This is a genomic window from Bradyrhizobium sp. WCU1, assembly GCF_053474805.1.
Genome location: NZ_CM130280.1, coordinates 143973 through 170709 on the forward strand (window position 1 = coordinate 143973; position 26737 = coordinate 170709).

The following is a 26737-nucleotide window of genomic DNA, read 5'->3' on the forward strand; positions in this document are numbered from 1 at the left end:
TCGGTTCAGAACCGATGCTTTCGATTCTGGTTTTGACGCGCTTTCTTCACGCGAACCGGTATCCACTTCGCTCGAAAACGCTACGAAGCCCGGCCCCATCAGGCCGGGCTTTGGATTCGTGCCGCGGCCTGATCGTCGAGCATCGCGATCGACGCCAGCGCGGTCGCGGTGTGCTTCTCCTTGCCGTCGATGATGCAAAACACATCGGCGGCCACGACGGCGACCTGACGGCCCGGCTTGATCACCCGCGCCCGGCAGATCAGCCGATCACCCGACGCCGGCGACAGCAGGTTGAGTTTGTACTCGGCCGTCAGCGCAGGCTGGCCGCGCGACGTCGCCGCCGCAATCGTGGTGGCGTTGTCGACCAGGAACGCCGTCACCCCGCCGTGAAACAGGCCGTGCTGCTGCAACAATTCGGGCCGGCGATCGACCGCGAGCGTGCATGTTCCGCGCGACAGTTCGGCCACTTCAGCGCCGACAAGGCCCATGAAGCCCTGACGGCCGACATTGTCGCGTATCCGCGTTTCGATCGGCGTAAAGTCCGGATCGGTCTCGCTCATGACGTCCCTCCTGTTCGCTCCGGCGCCCCCGGCGCCACCACCGCGCGGATCGCGCAGGCGATCAGCGTTTCGACCTGTTCACGCGGATCGCCGTGCTCGCGGCCCGACAGATAGGCGCGGCAGAAGATCTGCGCCGGCCCGATCACCTGGCTGAAGAACAGCACCGCGCTCATCGGCAGCAACTCGCCGCGCGCGAGCAGCGGCGCGCGCCAGCGCTCGATACCGTCGGCAAGCCGCGCATTCTCGGCGCGCTGAGCGCCGCGCACCTCCGCGCTCCACTCGCTGCGTGAAATCTCGAACAGGAAGCGCGCCTCGCGCCTGGAGGTCACGACCCAGTCGAGATGGGCGTGGATCAGCCGCGCCACGCCCTCAGCCGCGCCGCGGGTCTCGTCGACCGAAGTGATGATCGCCGCGTGATAGGCCTGCAGGATCTCCAGGAACAGGGTTCCGGCGAGCTCCTTCTTCGAGGCGAAGAAATGGAAGAAGCTGCCGTTGGACGCACGGGCGCGGGAGCGGATCTCGGCCACCGTCGCGCCTTCGAAGCCGTCGCGGTCGAACACCGCCAATCCCGCCGCCAGCAGATCTTCGCGCGCCGTGCTCACTGCGCCTGCCTGACATTTCGTTGACTAGATCATTACTCTAGAGTTTTACTCTAGAGGCAGTCAAATGAATACGCCGGACCTCACTGGCCCGGCGTCGGCAGTTACTTCGAGCTTGGAGCGTCAGGCGTACCGGAGCCTGACGTCGTCGGGGGTGGCGGTGCGGTCGCGGTCACCGGCGCGCCGGGCGCTGGTGCGGGAGACGCCGCAGCGGCCGGCTCGGACGCGGCTGGCGCCGGACTGACCTGCGGAACCGGATCGGAACGCACAGCGGAAGGCTCGCTGCTGCTGTTCGGCGCATCGACCTTGGCCGTGTCGGGCTGGCCGGCAGGCTTCGCCGGCTTCACGGCCTCGCCCCTGTCGTCGCGCCTCGTCTCGGCCTTGGGCTCATCGCCTGCCGCCTCGCCCTTGGGCGTCTCCTGTTGCTCGACCGGCTTGCCGCGACGGCCGTGCTTCTGCCGCGACGGCTTGGCTTCACCGGCGGCCTGCGGGATCTGACCATCGTCCGGCTTGGCACCTTCCGGCGTCTCGCTCGGGCGCGCCATGCGCTTGCCGCGGTGGGCGGGACGTCCTTCGGGATTCAAACCGTCGGCGTCGGGCTTCGATCCGTCCTTGGCCCCATCCTTGGCGCCTTCCTGCGGCGCCGCACCCTGGTGCTGCCGGCGAGACGGACGTTCGGCCGGCTGCTCCGGAGACTGGTTCGCCTCCTGGCGGCCGTCCCTCGCGCCCTGCTTGGCGCCCTTGGGCTGATCCTTGGCCTGGTAGCGCGGGTCGTTGGCGCCGTTCGAAATCAGATAGGAAGCCAGCACGCCGGCCATGTCGCTCGACGTCGTATAGTGCTGGCGCAGGAAGCCCGGCAGCGAACCGGCCGGCACCGTCTTCAAGAGGCCGCGCGGGCTCTTGTGGCAGGCCGTACAGGTGCTCCCGAAAATCTGGGAGGGGCTCTTGCCGGCCTCGAGGTTTTGCGCACGCGCCAATCCGGCCGACAGGCCGATCAGAAGCGCGACCGTCGCCAGACTGAGGGCTCGGCTCAACATTCCTTAAGTCTCCAGATTCCGGAAAAATCGCCGCCTGCGCCTCATGGATCGGCCGCGGCGGTCACCTTTTAGACGATTATCGCGCGAATGGAAGCGCGCCCGTGACGCATCCACGCAATTGTCACATTTTGGAATATCGGCTTTGAGCACAACGCAATAGCGCGATCCAATTCCTTGCCTATGTTTTGTTTGGGGACACATCGGAGTGATCAGCTCCGGTGGTGTCGGTGTGCAGCTCGCCGTTCCGTTGGTGTTTCGATGGACCGATTGTTGCGATATTTCCTGGGGCGCTTCATCCGCCGCGGTTCGATCACGTTCACGACCGCGAGCGGCGCTCAATTCACTTGTGGTGACGGCACCGGTGTTCCGGTCGCCGCGCGCTTCATGTCCAGGGCGGCCGAAGTCCGCGTCCTGGTCGATCCCGAACTTTATCTCGGCGAAGCCTTCATGGACGGCACGTTCGTGGTGGAGCAAGGCAGCATCGCCGATGTGCTGGCTGTCCTGATGGGCCAGGCGGCGATGTTGCCGAACTTCGCCAGGCTGCAGGCCTGGCTGCGCTTCCTCGGACGGCGCGCCCAGCAGATCAATGTGCGCGGCCGGTCCAGAAGCAATGTCGCCCGGCACTACGATCTCGATGGCCGCCTCTATTCCCTCTTCCTCGACGCGGACAAGCAATACAGCTGCGCCTATTTCGAGACGCCGGACGCGACCCTGGACGATGCCCAACTCGCCAAGAAGCGCCATCTTGCCGCAAAACTCCTGCTCGAGCCTGGCCACCGGGTCCTCGACATCGGTTCCGGCTGGGGCGGTCTTGGGCTCTATCTCGCCGAGATGGGCGGCGCCGACGTCACTGGCGTCACGTTGTCGACCGAGCAGCTGCAGATTTCCAACGCCCGGGCGGCCGAGCGGAACCTGACGCAGTCGGCGCGCTTTGTGCTGCAGGACTACCGCGATATCCCCGGCCCGTTCGACCGCATCGTCTCGGTCGGCATGTTCGAGCACGTCGGCGTCGCCTATTACGAAACCTTTTTCAAGCGCTGCGCCGAGTTGCTGAGCGATGACGGCATCATGATGCTGCACTCGATCGGGCGCTCGACCGGTCCCGACGTCACCAGCCCCTGGATCCGGAAATACATCTTCCCCGGCGGGTACATCCCGGCGCTCTCCGAAGTCATGCCAGCAATCGAGAAGGCCGGATTGCTGATCTGCGACATGGAGATCCTGCGCCTGCACTACGCCGAGACCCTGAAGGCGTGGCGCGACCGCTTCATGGCGCGGCGCGAGGAGGCTGTCCGGCTCTACGACGAGGCCTTCGCCCGGATGTGGGAGTTCTATCTGGCGGCCTCCGAGATGTCGTTCCGCGTCCAGAACATGATGAACTTCCAGCTGCAACTCACCAAGCGCCAGGGCATCGTGCCGATGACCCGCGATTATATCGGGCGCGAGGAAGGCCGGCTGCGGCTCAAGGAAGCCGGCGCCGCGAAACCCCGGCTGCAACTCGCCGGCGAGTGAATGCGCGACAGATGGTGCTGCTAGTTGCGCAGGCTGTAAGCCGACCCGCAATGGGCAAAGCTTGGGGCTGGACGCGCCAGATGGGCCGCGGCGGCGGAAACCAGGCCGACATCGCAGGGAACGTTCCGGATCTCCGGACGCGCCGCCTGCTCCATCGTGTCGACAAGCGCCGCCAGCCAGCGGCGGTCGATGCCGCCCGCCCGGCCAAGTCCTGATCGCGCAGTCCGAAACTCTTGAGCCATCGACGCCGTATCTTCCGTGGGCGAAGACAACCCGGAATCCGCCGGGTCGTTCCCGCGAAGCCGCCGCAAAGAAAATGCGGCAGATGTGATCTGCTTCACAGAGGTCCGTTCCGGGCTGTCGTAGTGGTCCGGAATGACCCCAGAAACGCATCAGACGATGTTGGATCCGCAGCGCGACCTCGTGACCGACTACGCCTTGATCGCAACGGGCGTCGCGGCCGCCTTGATCGCGCTGGCCTTTCTCATCCTCATCTGAGCAAGGCCAGCACCGACCTCGCTGCTGGTTGGGCGCGGCAGCCCGGAAAAAGGTTCAGGCCGCGCCGGATTTTTGCCAATCACATCGTTGACCGGCCCGGCTTCGCCCGGTTGCGGGCAAAACCGCGTCAAGCGGAATGCACCCGGCCGTCGCGGATTCACACCTCGCGTTGTGTGAATCGTGCATAAGAAACATCCGTCCTTTCGCTTCGTGCGGGGCTGGCGCTTGATCGCCGCCCCACAGCCGAAAATCTCAGTAACGACGAAATCAGAAGAATAAGCTCGTCCATGGCCTTGATTGATTCGAACGTCCACAAGCTCGCGCCCGATGCCGCGTCCCCGGCCTACCGGAGTGCGCCGCACAACATCGAAGCGGAACAGGGCCTCCTGGGTGCGATCCTGGTCAACAACGACGCGTTCTATCGCGTCTCGGATTTCCTCGAGCCGAAGCATTTCTTCGAGCCGCTGCACCAGACCATCTACGAGACCGCGAGCTCCCTGATCCGGATGGGCAAGGTCGCGACCCCCGTCACCCTGAAGACGTTCCTGCCGGCCGATACCGACATTGGCGGCATGACGATCAGTCAATACCTCGCCCGTCTCGCTGCCGAAGCAACCACCATCATCAACGCGCAGGACTACGGCCGTACCGTTTACGACCTGAGCCTGCGGCGCAACCTGATCCAGATCGGCGAGGAGATCGTCAACGTCGCCTACGATGCGCCGGTCGACTTTGCCCCGCGCGCGCAGATCGAGGATGCCGAGCGGCAGCTCTACAGCCTCGCCGAAACCGGCCGCTATGACGGCGGCTTCCAGCGCTTTTCGCAGGCCCTCACGATTGCCGTCGACATGGCGGCAAAGGCGTTCCAGCGCGACGGCAAGCTGTCCGGCATCTCGACCGGCCTGCGCGACCTCGACGCCCGGATGGGCGGCCTGCAACCGTCCGACCTCATCGTGCTCGCCGGTCGTCCCGGCATGGGCAAGACCTCGCTCGCCACCAACATCGCCTACAACATTGCCAAGGCCTATCAGGGCGAGGTCCAGCCGGACGGCACCACAAAGGCGATCCACGGCGGCTGTGTCGGCTTCTTCTCCTGCGAAATGAGCGGCGAGCAGCTCGCCACCCGTATTCTCGCCGAACGCACCGGCATCCCGTCGAGCCATATCCGCCGCGGCGGCATTTCCGAACTCGATTTCGAGAAGATCCGTGACTGTTCGATCGAGTTGCAGTCGCTGCCGTTCTATGTCGACGAAACCGGCGGCCTCTCGATCTCGCAGCTCACCGCCCGCGCCCGCCGCCTCAAGCGGCAGAAGGGCCTCGACCTGATCGTGATCGACTACATCCAGCTGCTGCAGGGCTCGGGCAAGAAGGGCAATGACAACCGCGTCCAGGAAATCACCGAGATCACCACAAATCTGAAGGCGCTGGCGAAGGAACTGAACGTACCCGTGATCGCGCTGTCGCAGCTCTCGCGACAGGTCGAAAACCGCGACGACAAGCGCCCCCAGCTTTCCGACCTGCGTGAATCCGGCTCGATCGAGCAGGACGCCGACGTCGTGATGTTCGTGTATCGCGAGGAATACTACCTCGCCAACAAGGAGCCGCGCCCCGGCACCCCCGAGCACGAAAAATGGCAGATGGAGCTGGAACTGGCCCATGGCAAGGCCGAAGTCATCATCGGCAAGCAGCGCCACGGCCCGACCGGCACCGTCGAACTGCACTTCGAGGCCAGCGTCACCAGGTTCGGCGATCTCGCACCCGACGGTCAAATTCCGGATCACTCTCATTGATTCCGCAGCGCGGTTGAACGCCGCAAGCGCGACGCGTACAACTGCGCCATGAACATCGTGACCGACGCGAAATCGCAGCTGACGCCTGAAGCCAATCTGCTGGCGGCCTATCCGACCGCCACCGGCATCCTGACCGTCGACCTCGACGCCATCATCGCCAACTGGCGCAAACTCGAGAAGACCGCGGTACCGGCGGAATGCGCCGCCGTGGTCAAGGCCAACGCCTATGGCTGCGGCGCCGAGCAGGTGTCGCGGGCGCTGGCCAAGGCCGGCTGCAAGACCTTCTTCGTCGCCACCGTCGAGGAGGCCGCCGTGGTGCGCGCGGCCGTTCCACAGGCAACCGTGTATGCGCTCGGCGGCTTCTTCCAGCAGACCGGCGACGCCTACGCCAAGATCGACTGCAAGCCGGTGATCGGCGATCTCAACGAGCTCGCCGAATGGGACGTGTTCTGCCGCCGCTCCGGCTGGTCCGGCGGCGCCGCCATCCATATCGACACCGGCATGAACCGCCTCGGCCTCACGGTCAGCGAGGCGCAGGGCATCATCCCTCGCATCAATGCCGGCGACCACGGCATCACCCTGGTCATGAGCCACCTCGCCTCCGCCGAGCTTCTCAACAATCCCGCCAATGCAAAGCAGTTGGCGAGCTTCCGCGAGATCGCGAGCCTGTTCACCGGCGTGCCGGCCTCGCTGGCGAACTCCTCCGGCGTGTTTCTCGGCGCCCAGTTCCAGTTCGAGATGGTGCGGCCGGGCTGCGCGCTCTACGGCGTCAATCCGACGCCGGAGGCCGACAACCCGATGCAGCCTGTGGTCGACCTCAAGGCCCGCATCGTGCAGATCCGCAACATCGATCGCGGCGAGACCGTCGGCTATGGCGGCACCTGGACCGCGCGGCGGCCGACCCGGCTTGCGATCATTGCGGCCGGCTATGCCGACGGCTATTTCCGCGCCGCCAGCGCCAATGACGGCACCCGTGGTGCCGAGGTTGTGGTCGCCGGCAAGCGTTGCCCGATCGCCGGCCGGGTCTCGATGGACCTGATCGCGGTCGACGTCACCGACCTCGACAAGAATGCGGTCCGGCGCGGCCACATGGTGACGCTGATCGGCGAAGGCATCACTGTCGACGAGCTCGCGCATCATTTCGGCACCATCGGCTACGAGGTGCTGACCAGCCTCGGCCGCCGCTTCGTGCGCATCTACAAGGGCGGCGACGCGGTCGCGGCGAGCGACAGCGTCGCCGAGAAGAACGAGCCGGCCGCGGCCCAAGCCGCACCGCCGACCTTGCCGACAGCCGCGCCCGCGGCGGCACCGCCGCCACTTCCGTCCACCTGACGACATGGCCGGTCGCGACTGCAAGTGCGCATGAAGATCGCGACATTCAACATCAACAACGTCAACCGCCGGCTGCCGAACCTGCTGCGCTGGCTGAAATCGGCCAAGCCCGACGTCGTCAGCCTGCAGGAGCTCAAGGCCAGCGACGCCGAGTTTCCCCAAGCCGCGATCGAGCAAGCCGGCTACGGCGCGGTGTGGCAAGGCCAGAAGACCTGGAACGGCGTCGCCATCCTCGCGCGCAAGGCGGATCCCGTGCTGATCCGCACCGCCCTGCCCGGCGACGCCGCCGATCACGAGGCGCGCTACATCGAGGCCGCGGTCCGCGGGATCGTCGTGACCAGCCTCTATCTGCCGAACGGCAATCCGCAGCCCGGACCGAAATTCGATTACAAGCTCGCCTGGTTCAAGCGGCTGCGTGCGCATGCCGCCAAGCTGCTCAAGCAGGACGTGCCGGTGGTGCTCGCCGGCGACTACAATGTCGCGCCGACGCCGTTCGACATCTATCCGACCCGCTCCTGGGACAAGGACGCGCTGATCCAGCCGCAGAGCCGCACCGCGTTCAAGGCGCTGGTCGACCAGGGCTGGTGCGATGCGATCCGCACGCTGCATCCGGATGATCCGATGTTCACCTTCTGGGACTACAAGCGCCAGCGCTGGCCGCGCGATGCCGGCCTGCGGCTCGATCATCTCCTGCTCAGTCCACAGGTCGCGGCGCGGCTTCAGAAAGCCGGCGTCGACCGCGACATCCGCGGCGAGGAAGGTGCCAGCGATCATGCGCCGGCGTGGGTGATGTTGAAGTGATCGGTGGTTGCCAAGCCTCGTAACAATCAGCGTTCGGGGTCACGGTGCACACACCATCGTCGTCCTGGCGAAAGCCAGGACCCATAACCACCGCATTTGATTGTAAATGGGATCGTGGCTCCAGCGTCGTACAACGCCTAATGTTTGGGGTAATGGGTCCTGGCTTTTCGCCAGGACGACAGCGAGTATGTTGCGCAACCGCGGGACAAAAATCCGCAATCGCGCGCGATGCGCCCGAGTTTTACATTTCGTCTATCGCACCTCACCGGAGCGCGCAGGTGGGCTTCCTCTTCGTCCTCGTCGTCGGCCTGGTCGCCGGCACCATCTCAGGCATCGTCGGCACCGGCTCGTCGATCATGCTGATGCCGGTGCTGGTGTATCAGTACGGGCCGAAGCAGGCGGTGCCGATCATGGCGGTCGCCGCCGTGATGGCCAATCTGTCGCGCATCCTGGCGTGGTGGCGCGAGGTCGACTGGCGCGCCTGCCTCGCCTACTCGATCACCGGCATTCCGGCCGCCGCCCTCGGCGCGCGCACCCTGCTCGCATTGCCCTCGCGCGCGGTCGATATCGCGATCGGCGTGTTCCTGATCGCAATGGTGCCGGTGCGGCACTGGCTGGCCAAACACAAACTCAAGGCCAGTCTCTGGCATCTGATGATCGGCGGCGCGCTCATCGGCTATCTCACCGGCATCGTCGCCTCGACCGGCCCGCTCAGCGTGCCGCTATTCTTGTTTTACGGCCTCGACAAGGGCGCCTTCCTCGCCACCGAAGCGGCAAGCTCGCTCGGGCTCTATGTCAGCAAGTCGGTGACGTTCGAACGCTTCGGCGCGCTGACGCCTGATATCGCGCTGAAAGGCCTGATCGCCGGCGCCTCGTTGATGGCCGGCGCCTTCATCGCCAAGCGTTTCGTGCTGCAGATGAAGCCGGAGGCGTTCCGCCTGATCATGGACGGCATCATGCTGGCGGCGGGCACTGCGCTGCTGTGGTCGGCGGCCGCGCATTAGAGGACTGCCCCACGAACGCCACGTCCGGCTGAACCAAGGAAGCGGCAACACGCGAACCATTGTCACTTTTCAACGCTACCGATAGACTGTTCCACCAAGGCGCAACTGAATCATGAAATCTCTCGAACTCTCGCTGTTCGCCGACTACTCCCAATTCTACATCCAGGATGAATCCACAGCCGACGAGCTTTCAGCGGAGTGGACGCCGGAGACGACCGACCGGATGCTTGCAGCAGGATCGGGCATCGTCAGGATCGGTACCGCGCGGAACATGCATGTCCCGGTCTCCGTGCAGATCCTCGAACGCGAGCCGGACGATGACTCCGCCGGCTGGGATCACATCGTCGAAGCCAGCCTGGACGTCGCATCGGGGCGCATCGCGATTGCCGGTTGCACCGACTACTTCCCCGATGCCGCGCGCATCGACGTCGCTCCGGGGACCTACCGGCTGCGGGTCTCGTACGGCGCGCTCGATACGCTGTCGGAGGACGGACTGGAGGGAGACGATCACTACCGGCTGCAACTCTGGCCTGCCCCCTCGATCGCGGTGCGGGTCTTGAAGCAGCGACCGGCGCCGGCCGACTGACTCGATTTTGACCGAACATGCCAGGGCACGGCTGCGCCGTCGCACGTTGCGCCCTGTTGATCCGTGCTATGGAGGAGACACGGAATCGAGCTCTCCCCCATGGCCAAATCCACCCTCTCCTTCGTCTGCCAGAACTGCGGCGCGGCGTATAATCGCTGGCAGGGCAAATGCGACTCCTGCGGCGAGTGGAACACGCTGGCCGAGGAGGACACCACGGGCTCGGTGCCGGTCTCGATCCGCAGCAAGCGCAAGGGACGGACGTTTGCGCTGGAATCGCTGTCCGGCAAGACCCAGGACGCGCCGCGGCTGTCGTCCGGCATGACCGAGCTCGACCGCGTCACCGGCGGCGGCTTTGTCCGCGGCTCGGTGCTGCTGGTTGGCGGCGATCCCGGCATCGGCAAATCGACGCTCCTTACACAAGCGACCTCCATGATGGCGCGCGCCGGCCATCGCGCGGTCTACATCTCGGGCGAGGAGGCGGTCGCGCAGGTGCGGCTGCGCGCCGAGCGGCTCGGGCTCGCCGATGCGCCGGTGCAGCTGGCGTCCGAGACCTCGGTCGAGGACATCGTCTCGACGCTGTCGGAAGGCGCGGTGCCGCGGCTGATCGTGATCGATTCGATCCAGACCATGTGGACCGACACGGTGGAATCAGCGCCGGGCACCGTGACCCAGGTCCGCGCCTCGGCGCAGGCGCTCATTCGTTTCGCCAAGAAGACGGGGGCAACGATCATCCTGGTCGGCCATGTCACCAAGGACGGCCAGATCGCCGGCCCCCGCGTGGTCGAGCACATGGTTGACGCGGTGCTGTCGTTCGAGGGTGAAGGCTCGCAGCAGTTCCGCATCCTGCGCTCGGCGAAGAACCGCTTTGGCGCGACCGATGAGATCGGGGTGTTCGAGATGACCGGGCTCGGCCTGCGCGAGGTCACCAACCCCTCCGAACTGTTCCTCAGTGAACGCGAGCTCGGCAGTCCCGGCACGGCGGTTTTCGCCGGCATCGAGGGCACCCGCCCGGTGCTGGTCGAGCTGCAGGCGCTGGTGGCGCCGACCTCGCTCGGCACGCCGCGCCGCGCCGTGGTCGGCTGGGACCCGAGCCGGCTATCGATGGTGCTGGCGGTGCTGGAAGCGCATTGCGGCGTCAAATTGTCCGGACATGACGTCTATCTCAACGTCGCCGGCGGCCTGCGCATCCAGGAGCCGGCTGCGGACCTCGCCGCTGCCGCCGCGCTGGTGTCCTCGTTGGTGAATGCGCCGCTGCCGACCGACGCGGTCTATTTCGGCGAGATTTCGCTGTCCGGCGCGATCCGCCCGGTGGCGCAGACCCCGGCCCGGCTCAAGGAGGCGCTCAAGCTCGGCTTCGGCCGCGCCATTCTGCCCGAATCGGCCCGCGGCGATGGCGGCGGCGACGCCGCCCTCACGCTCAACACCGTCGGCAATCTGACCACGCTGGTGGCCGAAATTGCCGCGCGCGGGACGCCTCGCGGCGGCCGGGCTACGCCGAGAGGCGACCAAGGTGCCTCGGGGGGCACTGATGCCGTTGAGAAAAATGCCACACCGGCCCGATTCCGTCGCGAGACCAGCTAAAGCGGGCGTGACGTAACAGCGCCCCGCCGCTATACATCCGCCGCGCGGGACAGGCGGCGCTCCGGCCTTGCCGGATGCCCCCGATGCGCCTCAGTTAGGACGGCACCGAGACGCCGATTCGCGAGAGCCCTTAACAGCGTAAGCCCTTAACAGCGTACCGAAACGCACCAGCGGACCTGACCAGCCGATGCCCATAACGATACTCGATCTCGTCCTGCTCGGCGTGATGCTGATTTCGGGCCTGCTTGCCATGGTGCGTGGCTTCATGCGCGAGATCCTGTCGATCGCGGCCTGGGGCGCCGCCGCGCTGGTCACGCTGTATGCTTTCTCGAAGCTGCTGCCCACCGCCAAGACTTACTTCAATAACGACACGGTCGCCGCCGTGGTCGTGGTCGCCGGCGTGTTCATCGGCACGCTGATCGTGGTCTCGATCATCACGGTGCGGATCTCGGACATGATCCTGGATTCCCGGATCGGCGCGCTCGACCGCACCCTCGGCTTCCTGTTCGGCCTCGCCCGCGGCCTGCTGATCGTGGTCGTGGCGTTCATGTTCTTCACCTGGCTGGTTCCCGACAAGCAGCGGCCCGACTGGGTCACGGGGGCGAAGTCCCGGGTGGTGCTGCAGGGAACCGGGGATTGGCTGATGTCGCTCTTGCCTGACGACCCCGAGAACACCATCTTAAAGAAGTTCAAGAAGAATAAGCCAGACGACGATTCTGCGGCCGATACCAACGATCAGGCGACGCCGGCGTCGGGTGATGGCTATAGCAAACCTGCGCGTGACAGCTTGAAAAAGCTGATCGAGAAACCCGCGGGCCGATAACTTATTTGGGCCCTTACGAGAGGCGATGAACGAGATGCAAACCCCTTCCGATCATGCCGACCAGATGGATCTCGACCTCGGCCCGACGGAATTGCAGGAACATCTCCGGGACAACGATTTCCGTTACCACCCCGATCTCGATGGCGACACGCTCCGCGAGGAATGCGGCGTGTTCGGCATCTTCGGCCACTCCGAGGCCGCCGCGATCACCGCGCTCGGCCTGCACGCTCTGCAACACCGCGGCCAGGAAGCCGCCGGCATCGTCTCGTTCGACGGCAGCCGCTTCCACAGTGAACGCCGCCTCGGCCTGGTCGGCGACGCCTTCTCCCGCCGTGAGGTGATCGATCGTCTGCCCGGCAGCGCCGCGGTCGGCCACGTCCGCTATCCCACGACCGGCGGCACGGGCCTGCGCAACGTGCAGCCGTTGTTCGCCGAGCTCAATGCCGGCGGGTTCGCGGTCGGCCACAACGGCAACCTGACCAACGGCCTGACCTTGCGCAGCGAGCTGGTGAAGGGCGGCGCGTTGATGCAGTCGACCACCGACACCGAAGTGATCCTGCATCTGGTCGCGCAGTCCAAGCGCACCCGCTTCATCGATCGTTTCATTGAGGCGCTGCGCGCCATCGAGGGCGCCTATGCGCTGGTGGCGCTGACCAACAAGAAGCTGGTCGGCGCGCGCGACCCGCTCGGCATCCGACCGCTCGTGCTCGGCGATCTCGACGGCCATCCGATCCTGACCTCGGAGACCTGCGCGCTCGACATGATCGGCGCCAAATACGTCCGCGACATCGAGCCCGGCGAGATCATCGTGTTCGACGAGAAAGGCGCGCACAGCCACAAGCCGTTCCCGCCGAAGCCGGCGCGGCCCTGCATCTTCGAATACATCTATTTCGCGCGGCCGGATTCGATCGTCGGCGGCCGCTCGGTCTACGACGTGCGCAAGGCGTTCGGCGCCCAGCTTGCGCGCGAGAGCCATCCCGAGGTCGACGTCGTGGTGCCGGTGCCGGATTCCGGCGTGCCCGCCGCGGTCGGCTACAGCCAGTATTCCGGCGTGCCGTTCGAGCTCGGCATCATCCGCAACCACTATGTCGGCCGCACCTTCATCCAGCCGACCCAGACCGTGCGCGAGCTCGGCGTGCGCATGAAGCATTCGGCCAACCGCGCCGCGATCGAGGGCAAGCGCATCATCCTGATCGACGACAGCCTGGTGCGCGGCACCACCTCGAAGAAGATCGTGCGCATGATGCGCGACGCCGGTGCCCGCGAGGTGCATTTCCGCCTCGCCTCGCCGCCGATCCTCTATCCCGACTATTACGGCATCGACCTCCCCGATCGCGGTGGCCTGCTGGCTGCGACCCATTCGCTCGAGGAAATGCGCGACATCATCGGCGCCGACTCGCTCGCCTTCCTGTCGATCGACGGCATGTACCGCGCGATGGGCTATGAGGGACGCGATCCCGCCAGCCCGAAGTTCGCCGACCATTGCTTCACCGGCGCCTATCCGACCCATCTCACCGACCAGAGCGAGACCGAGCCCTCGCCGCGCCAGCTCTCGCTGCTGGCGGAGGCCAGCTGACGGAACAAGGCCATGCAACCGATCATCGGCATTCTCTGTGGGGTGCTGCTGGTTGGCTTCATCGTATTTGCCTTCCGCCAGGGCATGAAGGTGACACCCGACAGCTCGGGCAACGGGACCAACAGCGCCAATATGGATCAAGGCGGCGGTTTGTGAGCTTCGGTGGTGTTGGAATTCATCATGGCCGGGCTTGTCCCGGCCATTTCTGTCTGTAATACCCCCGGCAAAGACGCGGACAGACAGACATGACAAAACCCCTCGCCTCCCGGATTGCCCTCGTGACCGGCGCATCGCGCGGCATCGGCTATGCGACATCAGTCGCCCTTGCAAAAGCCGGCGCGCATGTGGTGGCGGTGGCGCGCACGCAGGGCGGGCTGGAAGAGCTCGACGACGAGATCCGCAAGGACGGCGGCAGCGCCACGCTGGTGCCGCTGTCGCTGACCGATTACGAGGGCATCGCGCGGCTCGGGCTCGCGCTGCATGAGCGCCACGGCAAGCTCGACATCCTGGTCGGCAATGCCGGCACGGCCGGACCGTCGTCGCCGCTCGGCCATATCGAGCTGAAGCCGTGGAACGACGTGATGGCGATCAACGTCACCGCCAACTTCCAGCTGATCCGCTGCATGGACCCGCTGCTGCGCCAGTCCGACGCCGGCCGCGCGGTGTTCGTGACCTCGGGCGTGGCGCACAAGGCCAGCGCCTATCTTGGGCCCTATGCCGCCTCGAAGGCCGCCCTGGACGCGCTGGTGCGCTCCTGGGCCAACGAGACCGCCAACACGGCGCTGCGCGTCAATCTGTTCAGCCCCGGCCCGATCCGCACCCGGATGCGCGCGCAGGTATTTCCCGGCGAAGACCCGATGACGCTCGATACGCCCGACATGGCCGCCGAATTCATCGTCCCGATGTGCTCGCCGGAGTGGACCGAAACCGGCAAGCTCTACGACTACAAGGCACGCACGCTGCGGACATTTCAGCCGCCGGCGTGAGTCGGTTACAGCGAGCGCGCCTTCGACTGTCATCACCCGCGCATGCGAAAGCGGGTGATCCAGTATTCCAGAGACGTCCGTGCTTGAGCCGATGGGCCACGGCGTACTGGATCGCCCGGTCGAGCGGGCGATGACACCTGTGACGCGTCGGCTTGCCTCTGCCATGCAATTGACTCCGTCCCCGCCCCGCGATTGACTGCCCTCCCAGCGGCACCACCGCCAAGAAAAATCTCGGGAGGCATCATGACGCCGACGTTCAATCGCGCGCGCTCCATTCTCACTGGATTGTTTCTCTCCGCCGGCATCGCATCATCAGCGCTTCTCATGCCGCCCGCGCCCGCCCGGGCGGGCGACGTCCCGACCTTCGCGGTCGACCCGTCATGGCCGAAGCAACTGCCCAACAACTGGATCATCGGCCAGGTCGGCGGCATCACCGTCGACTGGCAGGGCCACATCTGGGTGGTGCACCGGCCACGCTCGCTGACCGACGGCGAGAAGGCGGCGAGCCTCACGCCGCCGCGCGCGAAATGCTGCGTAGCGGCGCCGCCGGTGCTGGAGTTCGACGTCGACGGCAACCTGCTGCGATCGTGGGGCGGCCCCGGCGACGGCTATCAATGGGTCGGCCGCGAGCACGGCATCGAGGTCGACGAGCGCGGCTTCGTGTGGATCGGCGGCAATGCCGATGACGACAGCGAAATCCTGAAGTTCACGCTCGACGGCAAATATCTCGGTCAGATCGGCAAGATCGCAACCCGCACCAACAGCAACGACACCACGCAGCTCGGCCGCCCCGCCGAGATGGCGATCGACAAGGATGCCAACGAACTCTACATCGCCGACGGCTACGGCAACCGCCGCGTCATCGTGTTCGACGCCACCACGCTCGCCTACAAGCGGCACTGGGGCGGCTATGGCAAGCTGCCCACCGACGACAAGCAGCCGCCATACGATCCGAGCGCCGCGGTGCAGGAGCAGTTCGGCAATCCCGTGCATTGCATCAAGATCGCCAATGACGGGCTGGTCTATGTCTGTGACCGCAGCCAGGACCGCATCCAGGTGTTCCAGAAGAACGGCACCTTTGTCAGGGAATGGTTCTACGAGAAGAACACCCGCGGCGACGGCGCGGTGTTCGATCTCGCGCTGTGGCCCGATCCGAAGCAGACCTATCTGCTCAACGCCGACGGCGCCAACAACGAGATCCGCGTGCTCAAGCGCGACGACGGCAGTGTGGTCGGCACTTTCGGCCATAGCGGCCGCAATGCCGGGCAATTCGCCCTGCTCCATGTCATGGCGGTCGACCAGAAGGGCAATGTCTACACCGGCGAGGTCGAGGGCAAGCGGATCCAGAAGTTCAAGCTGACCTCGGACGCGCTGAAGTAGAGATGACCAAAGGATGACGCTTGGACGCAGTTCATCCGGCTTTATGCGGATTGCCGCGTCCGCCCGGACAGGGTAAGCGGGAACTCGAACGACCGGCGCGAGGCCCCGCAAGAGGGCCGTCCGGAAAAATCACAGTGGAGGGAATGTCTGATGACGACGACGCTCGCGCGGCGCCACGCCGTGCTTTTTGCTTGCGCTGCACTCGGCCTTACAACCCCTGCCTTCGCCCAGGACAAGAACGTCAAGATCGGCGTGCTGAACGACATGTCGGGCCTCTATGCCGACATCGGCGGCCCGAACTCGGTGGCTGCGGCCAACATGGCGGTGGAGGATTCCGGCCTCCGCGCCAAGGGCTGGAAGATCGAGGTGGTCAGCGGCGATCACCAGAACAAGCCCGACGTCGGCGTCAACATCGCGCGCAACTGGATCGACAACGAGAAGGTCGACATCATCACTGATACGCCGAACTCCGGCGTTGCGCTGGCGGTGAGCAACCTCGCCAAGGAGAAGAACTCGATCGTGCTCAACTCGGGCGCCGCCACTGCCGATCTCACCGGCAAGGCCTGCAACGCCAACACGATCTCCTACACGTTCGACACCTATATGCTGGCCCACGGCACCGGCCAGGCCCTGACCAAGGCCGGCGGCGATACCTGGTTCTTCCTCACCGCCGACTACGCCTTCGGCCATGCGCTGGAGCGCGACACCACGGCGGTCGTCACTGCCAACGGCGGCAAGTCGCTCGGCGGCGTCAAGCACCCGCTCAACACCGCCGACTTCTCCTCGTTCCTGCTGCAGGCGCAGGCCTCCAAGGCCAAGGTCATCGGCCTCGCCAATGCCGGCGGCGACACCACCAATGCGATCAAGCAGGCGTCCGAATTCGGCATCACCACCGGCGGACAGAAGCTCGCGGCGCTGCTGCTGTTCGTCAACGACGTGCACGCGCTGGGCCTCAAGATCGCCCAGGGCCTGACCTTCACCGAGTCGTTCTACTGGGACGCGAACGACCAGACCCGCGCCTGGTCGAAGCGCTTCCAGAAGGTCTCGCCGAAGGGCTCGATGCCGTCGATGACGGTGGCCGGCGTCTATGCCGGCGTGCTGCATTATTTGAAGGCGCTCGACGCGATGGGCGTCAATCCCCATGACGGCGCCAAGGTCGTCGCCAAGATGAAGGAGATCCCGACCGACGACCCGCTGTTCGGCAAGGGTCCCTTGCGGATCGACGGCCGCCGCATCATCCCGGCCTACCTGTTCGAGGTGAAGAAGCCGGAAGAGTCGAAATATCCGTGGGACTATTACAAATTGATCGCCACCATCTCGCCGGAAGACGCCGCCAAGCCGCTCGAGGCCAGCGACTGTCCGCTGGTGAAGAAGTAAGCGAGCTATCGTAACTATCGTAGGGTGGGCAAAGGCGCGCCAGCCCCGTGCCCACCATTTGCGGCGTGCTCGCGATGGTGGGCACGCTTGCTCTTTGCCCACCCGACTCTCTCACTTCGCCGCCGACTTCGCTTTCGCCTGCGCGGGCAACGCCGCCCATTCCTTGTCGCCAGGCGGTTTGTAAAGTTGGGCCATCGCTGGGAAACTCGTCAGAAAATTCGGGGGCCGAAACGCCGGGGAAAGGCGCGCCGGGGGAAGCCTGTCGGGGCGGCCTCGCGAATGACGGCCCCGCGCTGTCACAAACCCGAGATATCTCTTGTGATACCGGACCGATTGCCGGGGGATTTCAGGGGCCCGGTGCCGATCCAACGCCGCCAAGCGATCATATTCCGCTTGGACGGCGTTGCGTTTTCCAGGTCGAGAAGTTCGGCTCCGCATGCGCGCCGAGGCCGACTTTGCGGCGCGTGCGCGCACCTTCTCGAGGTAGCGGTTCGAGAACGCCTCGAAATGCGTCATCCGCTGTTCGAGAAGAGGCGCGCCGCACCGCTTCCTTGATGCGGAGCTGATGCATCACGCCGCCCTTGCTGAGCCCGCTTTCGCGCGCGATCGCATCCGGCGTCAGGCATCCCGACCCGTCGCGCGTCACGATGGTGATGGCAGCATCGAGCGCGGCCTTGCGGGAGCGTTCCAAGCGGGAAGGATTATCGGATGGTTTGTAAATAGCCAAGATAACGCAATCGTCATCGAGGCGGCCTGTCCGCTTGTGTCGGACCGGCGCAGTCGCATTCGTCCTCGAAGCATCGATCCACATCAACTTGGAACCCGCAAGCGATGACACAGCAGAAACCGACGGCGGAAACCGAAATCAGGTCACTCATCGACGCCTGGGCGGCCGCGGTCCGCCGACAGGACTATCCGGGCATTCTCGCCCATCACGATCAGGATATCGTGATGTTCGACGTTCCGCCGCCGTTGCAGTCGCGCGGATTGGACGCGTACAGGAAGACGTGGGACCTGTTCTACAGCTGTTACCGCCCGTCCCACGCCTTCAATATCGAGGAGATCGCGATCACGGCCGGCGATGACGTGGCGTTCGCGGTGATGGTGATGCGGTGCGGCCCGCCCGACGCCACGTTCCAGTTCAGGCTGACGATCGGATTGCGCAAGGTCGGCGGCGAATGGCGCATCACGCATGAGCACCATTCGGTGCCGGCGACGGATTAGATCGCGAACCCATCAAACGGGAAGCACCCGCTTCGACGGGCTGACCCCTACGAGTTGGTATATCTAACCCAATCCAGGAATACTCAACGATGCTCACCGTCTATGGCGAAGGTCGCGGCTTCCGTGTTGTCTGGCTGCTCGAGGAATTGGGATTGGTTTACCGGCTGCGCCCAGTCGATCTGTTTGCGGTCGAGCATGATCGCGATTTCCTCGCAATCAACCCCGCCGGCTTCATTCCCGTCCTGCAGGACGGCGAGACGATCATGGTCGAGTCGGTCGCGATTCTTCAGTACCTGCTCGCCCGCCACGACTCAGCTTCGCTTGCGGTCGCACCGGACGAGCCCGCCTTCGCTTCCTATCTGCAATTTCTCCATTTGGGCGAGGCCGGGCTCGCTGGGCCGATGAACGGCGTCATTGTCGGTCGCAACCTGGCGCCCGAGGCCGAGCGAGACGTCCGGGTGACCCGCTGGGCCCTCGAGACCTTCGAGAGCCGGCTGGGTCTGGTGACCCGCCGCCTCGCCGATTGCCCTTATCTCGCTGGCAATCGCTTCACGGCCGCCGATATCTCGGTGAGCTACGCCTTGCTGCTCGGCCTGCGCACTGGCCATTACGTCCCTGGTCCTGCCGAACGGGACTATCTCGCCCGCACGACGGCGCGCCCTGCCTATGTCAGGGCGATGGAAAGCTGCCAGGCCACCAAGGCTTGGGCGGCGCGATCGCCGGGATTGTAGCGGGGGTGCACCACCTAGCTAAGTGGTCGTCCTCGTCGCCCGCGCAGCAATGGCGAGCGCCAGCAGCAGCAGCGCGCCGGCCAGATAGAACGGCGCGCCGGGCAGCTTGAGCGGCGCGTCGTCGCCGATGAAATAGGCAAACGTCAGCGTGAATAAAAACGGGCCGAGCAACTCCGACATGCTCTGCACGCTCGAGGTCGCGCCCTGCAACTGGCCTTGCTGGTCGGCGGCGACGAGCTGCGTCGTCAGCGCCTGGGTCGCGGCGCCGGAAATCCCCCACAGCGCCATCACGGGAATGCCGATCCAGAACAGCTGGCCCGACGGCGCCGCGCCGAAGATCACGAAGCCCAGGGCGCCGCAAACGAGCCCGAGGAACAGCGCGTTGCGCTCGCCGAGCCGCCGCACGATCGGGCCGATCGCCGCGCCCTGCACGATCATGCCGCAGAGGCCGACCAGCGCCAGCGTCGCGCCGACCGTGCCGGTGTCCCAGCCGTAGCGATAGGTGGCGTAGAGCACGAACACCGACGGCAGCACGACATGGGCGAGCTGGCCGAAGAACGTCGCCAGCGACAGCCCGGCGAGCGTCCGGTTCGAACGCAGGAAACGCAGCGCACCGATCGGATTGGCGCTCTTCCATTTGAACGGCGCGCGCCGCTCCACCGGCAACGATTCCGGCAGGATGAACAGGCCATAGAGTCCGTTGACGAAGCTCAGGCCCGCCGCCGCCCAGAACGGCAGCCGCGGATCGATCTCGCCGAGCAGGCCGCCCAGCGCCGGCCCCATGATGAAGCCGGCGCCGAACGCGACGCCGATCTTGCCGAACATCGCGGCGCGCTGCTCCGGCGCGGTGACGTCGGCGATGTAGGCGAATACGGTCGAGATGCTCGACGAGGTGATGCCCGAGATCGCCCGCCCGATGAACAGCCAGATCAGGTTCGGCGCCAGCGCCATCAGCACATAGTCGGCGGCGAGGCCGAAATTCGACAGCAGCACCACCGGCCGGCGGCCGAAGCGATCCGACAGCGCGCCCAGGATCGGCGAGCAGACGAACTGCATCAGCGCCCAGATCGAGCCGAACAGGCCGAAGATGCGCGCCGCGTTGGCGGTGTCGTTGCTGACGAAGCCTTCGATCAGCTTGGGCAGGATCGGCACGATGATCCCGAGCGCCAGCATGTCGAGCAGCAGAGTGATGAAGATGAAGACCACCGCGCCGCGGCGCGGTTGCGGACCGGCGGCGGTGGCCGTTTCAGCCCCCACGTCTCCGTTCACGACGGACGCTTGCGCTTGTGGGCGAACGGGTTGGCCTTCTCACGCAGCGTGATCCGGATCGGCGTGCCTGGCAGGTCGAAGGTCTCGCGCAGCGAATTGATGAGATAGCGCAGATAGGATCGCGGGATCGCATCCGCACGCGAGCAGAACAGCACGAAGCTCGGCGGGCGCGCCTTCACCTGCGTGATGTAGTTCAGCTTCAGCCGGCGCCCCGAGACCGCCGGCGGCGGGTTGGCCTGGATCGCCTGCTCGAACCAGCGATTGAGCGCCGAGGTCGGCAGGCGCCGGTTCCAGACCGCATAGGCCTCCTGGATCGCAATCATCAGGCGGTCGATGCCCTCGCCCATCAGGCCGGAGACGGCAACGATCGGCGCGCCCTTGACCTGCGGCAGCCAGTGGTCGGCATCGGTGCGCAGCTGCGAAATCTGGTTGGGCTTGCGCTCGACGAGGTCCCATTTGTTGACCGCGAGCACGATGGCGCGGCCTTCTCGCTCGATCAGGTCGGCGATGCGCAGGTCCTGCTCCTCGAACTTGTTCTGCGCATCCATCATCATGACGACGACTTCGGCGAAGCGCACCGCGCGCAGCGCGTCGGCGACCGAGAGCTTCTCCAGCTTCTCCTCGATCCGCGAGCGGCGGCGCAGGCCGGCGGTGTCGAACACCCGGAACTGCCGGCCCTGCCAGGTGATCTCGACCGCGATGGAATCGCGCGTGGTGCCGGCCTCGGGGCTGGTCAACAACCGCTCCTCGCCGAGCAGATGGTTGATCAGCGTCGACTTGCCGGCATTGGGCCGGCCGACGATGGCAACGCGGATCGGGCGCTGCGCGGCCTCCTCCTCGGAGATGTCCTCGTCGTCCTCGACCTCGTCGTCTTCCCCTGGTGTCTCGGGCACCAGCGCACTCAGCGCCTCGTGCAAATCGCCCATGCCCTCGCCGTGCTCGGCCGAGATCTGCACGGGATCGCCGAGCCCGAGCGCGTAGGACTCCATCGCGCCGATCTCGCCATGCTTGCCTTCGGCCTTGTTGGCGACCAGCACCACCGGCTTGTTGGCCTTGCGGGCGAAGTCGGCGAAGGCGCGGTCGGTCGGGGTCAGGCCGACGCGGGCGTCGATCACGAACATCAGCGCGTCGGCGAGCTCGATCGCGGTTTCAGTCTGCTCCTGCATCCGCGCCGTCAGCGAGCCCTTGGCGCCCTCGTCGAGGCCTGCGGTGTCGATGATGGTGAAGTCGAGGTCGTAGAGTTTGGCCTGGCCCTCGCGTCGGTCGCGCGTCACGCCGGGCTCGTCGTCGACCAGCGCTAGCTTCTGGCCGACCAGCCGGTTGAACAGCGTCGACTTTCCGACATTGGGCCGGCCGATGATGGCGATGGTAAAAGACATGGATGATCCAGGCGCCGCGGCGCGGCGCACGTCAATGAAAATGAGGCAAGAGACTAGCGGCTAAATCCGCCGCTCGGTAGCGGCGCGGGGAACGCGCCGCCGGATTGTTGCGTGGTCTGGGTCTGCTGCTGGGCCGGTGCCGCAGGCTGCGCCTGCTGGTCGTCGGCGGGCGGCGCGGTGGTGCGGCGGCGGACGATCTTCTTCGGCTTCGGGTCCGGCGGCACCGCGGCGGGCGCGCCCTCTTCGGTCGCGGCGTCGGGAGCGGCCGCCTGATCCGCTGCCGGCGCGGCCCGCTTGGTGTGCTTCTTGGCGCCCTTCGGCGGCTCCGGCGGCGGAGCCGGCTGGGCGGCGGCTGCCGCGGCGTTCTGCTGGTCGAGCTGCTCCTGCTGCGAGCCCTTGTACAATTCCTTCGGCACACCCTGCTCGAGGCCGGGCACGCCTTCGGGGAATACCGGCTTGCGGTCGCCAGCCAGCTTCTTCTTGGTGTCGAGGAAGTCGAGCATGTCGCTCGGATCGAAATTGGCCATACCGCCACCGCCGCAGCCGGCCAACGCGCTGCAAAGCGCGGTGAGAACTGCGGCTGCGATCAGGCGTTGCGAGCGGCGCATGGTCGATCTCTCACTCAAACTCGGGTTTCGCGCCAGCTCAGCTTTTCGCAACTGGCGGCAACAAGGCCTGCAGCGCTTCGGCGCGAGAACGCAGGCTCGGCGGCGTCTCGCCGTCATTGGCAATCTGGTCCAGCCACTGCCGCGCGGCGGTGGCATCGTTGGCGTGCCACGCCGACAGCGCCAGCAACTCGCGCGCGGAATGGCGGAACGTCGAGTCCTTCGACGTCGCCATTCCCTCGAGCCGTTGCTGCATGTTCGGATAGGTCGTGGTGTCCATCAGAATCTGCGCGGCGCGGATCCGCGCCAGGTCCTGCCCGGGACCGCCGACGCTGCGGTCGGCTGCGATCTCGTCATAGAGCTTCGCAGCGGCCGGCTGATCGCGGGTCGCGACCTCGGCGGCCATGCGCAGCCGTGCCAAATTGCGGTAGCCGGACGGCGCCTTGGTGATCAGATCGGCAAAGGCGGCCTCGGCCTCGGTATGCTTGTTCTGGTCCGACAGTTCGACGGCGCGGTCGAACGCCGCACCGGCCTCGGCGGCCTTCTTGGCCTCGAGATATTGGTAGCCGCGCCAGCCACCGACGCCGGCGACCACCAGGAGCGCCAGCGCGATGATAAAGATCGAGTACTTGTCCCACAGCTTCTTGAGCTGATCGCGACGGACTTCCTCGTCTACTTCGTCAAATAATTCAGACACTTAAAGCTATCCCATCCCCTCGGGACCGCGAATCTCGGTGGAGCCTGGCCCCTACCCGATCCCCACGTCGCGGCGGCGTTACCCTAACGGTGTGGCAGAGGCAAGGCAAAGCAAGGCGGATCAAAGCGTTAACCGGGGACGTTTGACGTAGCTGCGACGGGACTGCGTGGGCTCCCTCTCCCGCTTGCGGGGGAGGGTTGGGGTGGGGGTAGCTCCGCACATGGGATTGCTGAGAGAGCCACGATGTTGAGAGAGCCCCCACCCGGATCGCATCTGGCGATGCGATCCGACCTCCCCCGCAAGCGGGAGAGGTGAAAGACTAGGACACAGACAAGCCCTCCCGCAGCTGCCGCTTGATCACCTTGCCGTTGGCGTTGCGCGGCAGCGGCTCCGCCGTCAGCGCCACGGTCTCCGGCACCTTGTAGTCCGACAGGCGTTCGGCGCACCAGGCGCGCAGGCTCTCGGCATTCACCTCAGCGCGCGTCACGATCACGGCGTGCACGCGCTCGCCGAGCACCGGGCAGGGTTTTGCGATGATCGCGCTCTCGACCACGGCCGGATGGCCCGCCAGCACCGACTCGACCTCGGCGGAATAGATCTTCAGCCCGCCGCGGTTGATCATGTCCTTCTGGCGATCGAACACGCGGACGAAATTGTCGGCATCGACCGAGCCGAGATCGCCGGAATGCCAGAAGCCGGCGGTGAAGCTCTCCGCGGTCGCCTTCGGATTATTCCAATAGCCCTTGATCACGGAGGCGCTGCGGATCCAGAGCTCGCCGATCTCGCCGCGCGGCACCTCGCGGCCGTCGGGTCCCATGACAACGATCTCGGCGCCGGGACACGGCAGGCCGACGCTGTCGATATGGGCGGCGGTGAGTTCGCCCGGCATCAACGTCGAGGGCGAAGTGGTCTCGGTCGCGCCGTAGCAATTGGCGAGCTTCAGCCCGGGGATCTTGGCGTCGAGCTTTTCGATGGTTGCAATCGGCATCGGCGCGCCGCCGAAGCCGCCGATGCGCCAGCTCGACAGATCGTAGCTGTCGAAATCCGGCTGCATCAGGCAGAGATTGTACATCGCCGGCACCATCACCGTGTAGCTGACGCGCTCGCGTGCCGCGACCTTCAGGTATTCCGCCGCCTTGAACTCCGGCATGATGATCAGCGCGCCGGCGCAGCGCGCCATCGTGGTGACGTTGGCGACCGCGCCGGTGACATGCGCAAGCGGCACCGCGGCGATCGAGCGATCGGCCTTGGTCAGCTTCAGGCAGGAAACGAACACCATCGAGGAGTGGATGATGTTGCAGTGAGCGAGCATCGCGCCCTTCGGCCGGCCCGTGGTGCCCGAGGTGTAGAGGATCATCGCGGTGTCCTCTTCCCTCACCTCCGCCGGCGCCTGCGCCTTTGCACTGTCGCGCAGACGAGCGAATTGCGACGCGCCGTCGTCGCTGACCGCGATGCGATGCGCAAGGCCGGGAACGCCGGCGGCATCGGGGATGCGATCGGCAAGCGTGGCCTCATGGACCAGACACCTTGCGCCGCAATCGTTCAGCACATAGGCGATCTCGGGCTTCTGTTGACGCGTCGAGAGCAGCACCGTCACCAGCCCGGCATGGGCGGCGGCGAACATCGTCAGCACGAATTCGATGCGGTTGCCGAGCAGGATCGCGACGCGGTCGCCGGGCGCAAGGCCGAGTTTTGAAAAACCCGCCGCGACCTTCGCTGACTGCTCGGCGACCTCGCGCCAGGATAGCCGCGTCGTGCCGCAGACCAGCGCCTCGCCGTCACCGTTCTCTGCGACCGCGTCCGCGATCATCGCCCACAGGCTGCCGGGCCGCTCGGCGAATGCCGGCACGACGCGATCGCCGAAGCGCGGCTCGGGCCGCATCGGCGGCAGTGCGTGTTGCGACCAGTCCATGCGCCCCTCGTCAGCTCTTCTTCATTCCGTAGACGTGCTCCGGCCCCGGGAAGGCGCGGCTCTTGACGTCGCGCGCATAGCCCGCGATGGCTTCCTCGATCGCCGGGCCGAGATTGCCGTAGCGGCGGACGAATTTCGGCGCGCGCGGCGACAGGCCGAGCATGTCTTCCAGCACCAGCACCTGGCCGTCGCAGGCAGCACTTGCGCCGATGCCGATGGTGGGGACGGCGATCGATTGCGTGATCTTGCGCGCGAGCGGCTCGGCGACCGCCTCGACCACGATCGAGAAGGCGCCGGCTTCCGCGATCGCCCTAGCGTCGTTCTCGATCGGCGCCCAGGTCTCCTCCTCGCGGCCCTGCGCGCGGAACGAGCCGAGCGTGTTGATCGACTGCGGCGTCAGCCCGATATGCCCCATCACCGGAATGCCGCGCTCGGACAGGAACGCCACGGTCTCCGCCATCCGCGCGCCGCCCTCGAGCTTGACCGCGCCGCACAGCGTTTCCTTCATGATCCGCACCGCGGACTGGAACGCCTGCTCCTTCGAGCCCTCATAGGAGCCGAACGGCATATCCACGACCACGAGCGCGGCCTGCGAGCCGCGCATCACGGCGCGGCCCTGCAGGATCATCATGTCGAGCGTGACCGGCACGGTGGTCTCGAAACCGTGCATGACGTTGCCGAGGGAATCGCCGACCAGGATCGCGTCGCAGTGACGGTCGACCAACGCCGCGGTGTGCGCGTGGTATGAGGTCAGCATCACGATCGGCTCGCCATTTTTGCGGGCGCGCAGATCCGGCGCGGTCTTGCGCTTGATGGCGGATTGAACAGACATCGTCAGGCTCCCATGACAGGCACGCCGATCACGACCGGGTGGAACGCAAACGCCAGCGCCAGATATGCGATGATACCGACCGCAATCGCGATCAGGTCGTTGGTCGGGCCGCCCACCGGGATCGGCGGGCCGCCGGCATCCGTGCGGCGCTTCAGCGAGATGCGGTCATAGACCGCCCAGGCGAGGAATGAGCCGAACAGGATGATCGAGCCGAGGTCGCCGTTGGCGAGCAGATGCGCGAACGCCCACAGCTTCACGGCCGTCAGCATCGGATGCTTCACGATGGTGTAGATGCGGCCGCGGATATAGGCGGCGACGAGGAGAATGACGGCGGGCAGCATCAGCGCCACCGTGATGTGCTTGAACGCGGTTGGCGGCGTCCAGACGTCGATCCAGCCGGTCGCGCGGTAGTGGCCGAAGCCCCAGATGATCAGGGCGAGGCCGGCGAACGATACCAGCGAATAGACGCCCTTGTAGGCCCCCTCGCCCATCGCATTGACGATGCTGCCGCGCAGGTCGCGCAGGCTGCTCAGCACGTGGATGCCGAGGAACAGCACGAGACCCAGGATCATGACGAGCAGTCCCACGATGTTCCTCCCTGATTGATTAATGCCTTCGCGTAACATCTTCGCCGGGCGGTACGCAA

27 protein-coding genes are annotated in these 26737 nt (G+C 65.9%); 15 read left to right on the top strand and 12 right to left on the bottom strand.

Annotated features, from left to right (window positions below; translation table 11 throughout):
• Window positions 1-98: 98 nt before the first annotated feature.
• From ACTUWL_RS00750 to ACTUWL_RS00760, 3 genes are all read right to left on the bottom strand, one after another.
• Window positions 99-560, bottom strand: coding sequence for a PaaI family thioesterase (locus ACTUWL_RS00750; protein ID WP_021079843.1), 462 nt, complete (start codon window positions 558-560; stop codon window positions 99-101).
• On the bottom strand, window positions 557-1162 hold the full coding sequence (locus tag ACTUWL_RS00755; RefSeq protein ID WP_021079842.1) for a TetR/AcrR family transcriptional regulator: 606 nt from the start codon (window positions 1160-1162) through the stop codon (window positions 557-559). Before ACTUWL_RS00755 ends, ACTUWL_RS00750 begins: the two co-directional genes overlap by 4 nt.
• A 101-nt stretch (window positions 1163-1263) precedes the next feature.
• A complete protein-coding gene (locus tag ACTUWL_RS00760; protein ID WP_021079841.1) occupies window positions 1264-2196 on the bottom strand; it encodes a hypothetical protein in 933 nt (310 codons plus the stop codon).
• 258 nt (window positions 2197-2454) lie between these two features.
• On the opposite strand from ACTUWL_RS00760, the gene ACTUWL_RS00765 reads away from it, so the two are divergent.
• On the top strand, window positions 2455-3708 hold the full coding sequence (locus tag ACTUWL_RS00765) for an SAM-dependent methyltransferase (RefSeq protein WP_021079840.1): 1254 nt from the start codon (window positions 2455-2457) through the stop codon (window positions 3706-3708).
• 20 nt (window positions 3709-3728) lie between these two features.
• On the opposite strand, the gene ACTUWL_RS00770 is transcribed toward ACTUWL_RS00765, so the two are convergent.
• On the bottom strand, window positions 3729-4049 hold the full coding sequence (locus tag ACTUWL_RS00770) for a hypothetical protein (RefSeq protein WP_291732842.1): 321 nt from the start codon (window positions 4047-4049) through the stop codon (window positions 3729-3731).
• Window positions 4050-4493: 444 nt separating this feature from the next.
• Between ACTUWL_RS00770 and ACTUWL_RS00775 the strand changes: the two genes are divergently transcribed.
• The 12 genes from ACTUWL_RS00775 (at window position 4494) to ACTUWL_RS00830 (ending at window position 17442) form a co-directional block, all read left to right on the top strand.
• A complete protein-coding gene (locus ACTUWL_RS00775; protein ID WP_021079838.1) occupies window positions 4494-5996 on the top strand; it encodes a replicative DNA helicase in 1503 nt (500 codons plus the stop codon).
• Between the two features lie 48 nt (window positions 5997-6044).
• Window positions 6045-7328, top strand: coding sequence for an alanine racemase (gene alr, locus ACTUWL_RS00780; RefSeq protein WP_021079837.1), 1284 nt, complete (start codon window positions 6045-6047; stop codon window positions 7326-7328).
• A gap of 30 nt (window positions 7329-7358) precedes the next feature.
• On the top strand, window positions 7359-8129 hold the full coding sequence (gene xth / locus ACTUWL_RS00785; RefSeq protein ID WP_021079836.1) for an exodeoxyribonuclease III: 771 nt from the start codon (window positions 7359-7361) through the stop codon (window positions 8127-8129).
• Window positions 8130-8407: 278 nt separating this feature from the next.
• Window positions 8408-9133 carry a sulfite exporter TauE/SafE family protein gene (locus ACTUWL_RS00790; protein WP_021079835.1) on the top strand — a complete coding sequence of 242 codons (726 nt, stop codon included), beginning with the start codon at window positions 8408-8410 and terminating at the stop codon, window positions 9131-9133.
• 112 nt (window positions 9134-9245) lie between these two features.
• Complete coding sequence (locus ACTUWL_RS00795) at window positions 9246-9719, top strand: hypothetical protein (protein WP_021079834.1); 474 nt, start codon at window positions 9246-9248, stop codon at window positions 9717-9719.
• 99 nt (window positions 9720-9818) lie between these two features.
• Window positions 9819-11300 carry a DNA repair protein RadA gene (gene radA / locus ACTUWL_RS00800; protein WP_021079833.1) on the top strand — a complete coding sequence of 494 codons (1482 nt, stop codon included), beginning with the start codon at window positions 9819-9821 and terminating at the stop codon, window positions 11298-11300.
• Window positions 11301-11487: 187 nt separating this feature from the next.
• Window positions 11488-12123 (top strand): CvpA family protein, encoded by a 636-nt coding sequence (locus ACTUWL_RS00805; RefSeq protein ID WP_021079832.1) that lies wholly within the window; start codon window positions 11488-11490, stop codon window positions 12121-12123.
• 25 nt (window positions 12124-12148) lie between these two features.
• Window positions 12149-13699, top strand: a complete 1551-nt coding sequence (purF, locus tag ACTUWL_RS00810) for an amidophosphoribosyltransferase (RefSeq protein WP_021079831.1) — start codon at window positions 12149-12151, stop codon at window positions 13697-13699.
• A gap of 12 nt (window positions 13700-13711) precedes the next feature.
• On the top strand, window positions 13712-13855 hold the full coding sequence (locus ACTUWL_RS00815; protein WP_021079830.1) for a hypothetical protein: 144 nt from the start codon (window positions 13712-13714) through the stop codon (window positions 13853-13855).
• An 89-nt stretch (window positions 13856-13944) separates the two neighbouring features.
• Window positions 13945-14685, top strand: coding sequence for an SDR family NAD(P)-dependent oxidoreductase (locus tag ACTUWL_RS00820; RefSeq protein WP_021079829.1), 741 nt, complete (start codon window positions 13945-13947; stop codon window positions 14683-14685).
• Between the two features lie 243 nt (window positions 14686-14928).
• Window positions 14929-16065, top strand: coding sequence for a hypothetical protein (locus ACTUWL_RS00825; protein WP_021079828.1), 1137 nt, complete (start codon window positions 14929-14931; stop codon window positions 16063-16065).
• A gap of 150 nt (window positions 16066-16215) precedes the next feature.
• On the top strand, window positions 16216-17442 hold the full coding sequence (locus ACTUWL_RS00830; RefSeq protein WP_021079827.1) for an ABC transporter substrate-binding protein: 1227 nt from the start codon (window positions 16216-16218) through the stop codon (window positions 17440-17442).
• Between the two features lie 382 nt (window positions 17443-17824).
• Here ACTUWL_RS00830 and ACTUWL_RS00835 read toward each other — a convergent pair whose 3' ends face one another.
• Window positions 17825-18169, bottom strand: a complete 345-nt coding sequence (locus tag ACTUWL_RS00835; protein ID WP_373011752.1) for a hypothetical protein — start codon at window positions 18167-18169, stop codon at window positions 17825-17827.
• A gap of 104 nt (window positions 18170-18273) precedes the next feature.
• Here ACTUWL_RS00835 and ACTUWL_RS00840 point away from each other — a divergent pair, with 104 nt between their 5' ends.
• Together ACTUWL_RS00840 and ACTUWL_RS00845 are read left to right on the top strand one after the other, a co-directional pair.
• Window positions 18274-18666: a YybH family protein gene (locus ACTUWL_RS00840; RefSeq protein WP_021079826.1), complete on the top strand. Its 393-nt coding sequence runs from the start codon at window positions 18274-18276 to the stop codon at window positions 18664-18666.
• An 89-nt stretch (window positions 18667-18755) separates the two neighbouring features.
• Entirely contained in the window at window positions 18756-19397 is a 642-nt protein-coding gene (locus tag ACTUWL_RS00845) for a glutathione S-transferase family protein (RefSeq protein ID WP_021079825.1), read from the top strand.
• A gap of 18 nt (window positions 19398-19415) precedes the next feature.
• Here the strand turns inward: ACTUWL_RS00845 and ACTUWL_RS00850 are convergent, their stop codons facing one another.
• From ACTUWL_RS00850 to ACTUWL_RS00880, 7 genes are all read right to left on the bottom strand, one after another.
• Window positions 19416-20654, bottom strand: coding sequence for a TCR/Tet family MFS transporter (locus ACTUWL_RS00850; RefSeq protein WP_106939944.1), 1239 nt, complete (start codon window positions 20652-20654; stop codon window positions 19416-19418).
• A gap of 8 nt (window positions 20655-20662) precedes the next feature.
• A complete protein-coding gene (gene der / locus ACTUWL_RS00855; protein ID WP_021079823.1) occupies window positions 20663-22045 on the bottom strand; it encodes a ribosome biogenesis GTPase Der in 1383 nt (460 codons plus the stop codon).
• Between the two features lie 53 nt (window positions 22046-22098).
• The gene (locus tag ACTUWL_RS00860) at window positions 22099-22653 is read right to left on the bottom strand and encodes a hypothetical protein (RefSeq protein ID WP_021079822.1); all 555 of its coding nucleotides are present in this window, start codon (window positions 22651-22653) and stop codon (window positions 22099-22101) included.
• A 37-nt stretch (window positions 22654-22690) separates the two neighbouring features.
• Complete coding sequence (locus tag ACTUWL_RS00865) at window positions 22691-23347, bottom strand: tetratricopeptide repeat protein (RefSeq protein ID WP_021079821.1); 657 nt, start codon at window positions 23345-23347, stop codon at window positions 22691-22693.
• Between the two features lie 319 nt (window positions 23348-23666).
• The gene (locus ACTUWL_RS00870; RefSeq protein ID WP_021079820.1) at window positions 23667-25259 is read right to left on the bottom strand and encodes a class I adenylate-forming enzyme family protein; all 1593 of its coding nucleotides are present in this window, start codon (window positions 25257-25259) and stop codon (window positions 23667-23669) included.
• 10 nt (window positions 25260-25269) lie between these two features.
• Window positions 25270-26091 (bottom strand): 3-methyl-2-oxobutanoate hydroxymethyltransferase, encoded by an 822-nt coding sequence (panB, locus tag ACTUWL_RS00875; protein ID WP_021079819.1) that lies wholly within the window; start codon window positions 26089-26091, stop codon window positions 25270-25272.
• 2 nt (window positions 26092-26093) lie between these two features.
• Window positions 26094-26678 (bottom strand): NnrU family protein, encoded by a 585-nt coding sequence (locus ACTUWL_RS00880; protein ID WP_021079818.1) that lies wholly within the window; start codon window positions 26676-26678, stop codon window positions 26094-26096.
• Window positions 26679-26737: the final 59 nt, after the last annotated feature.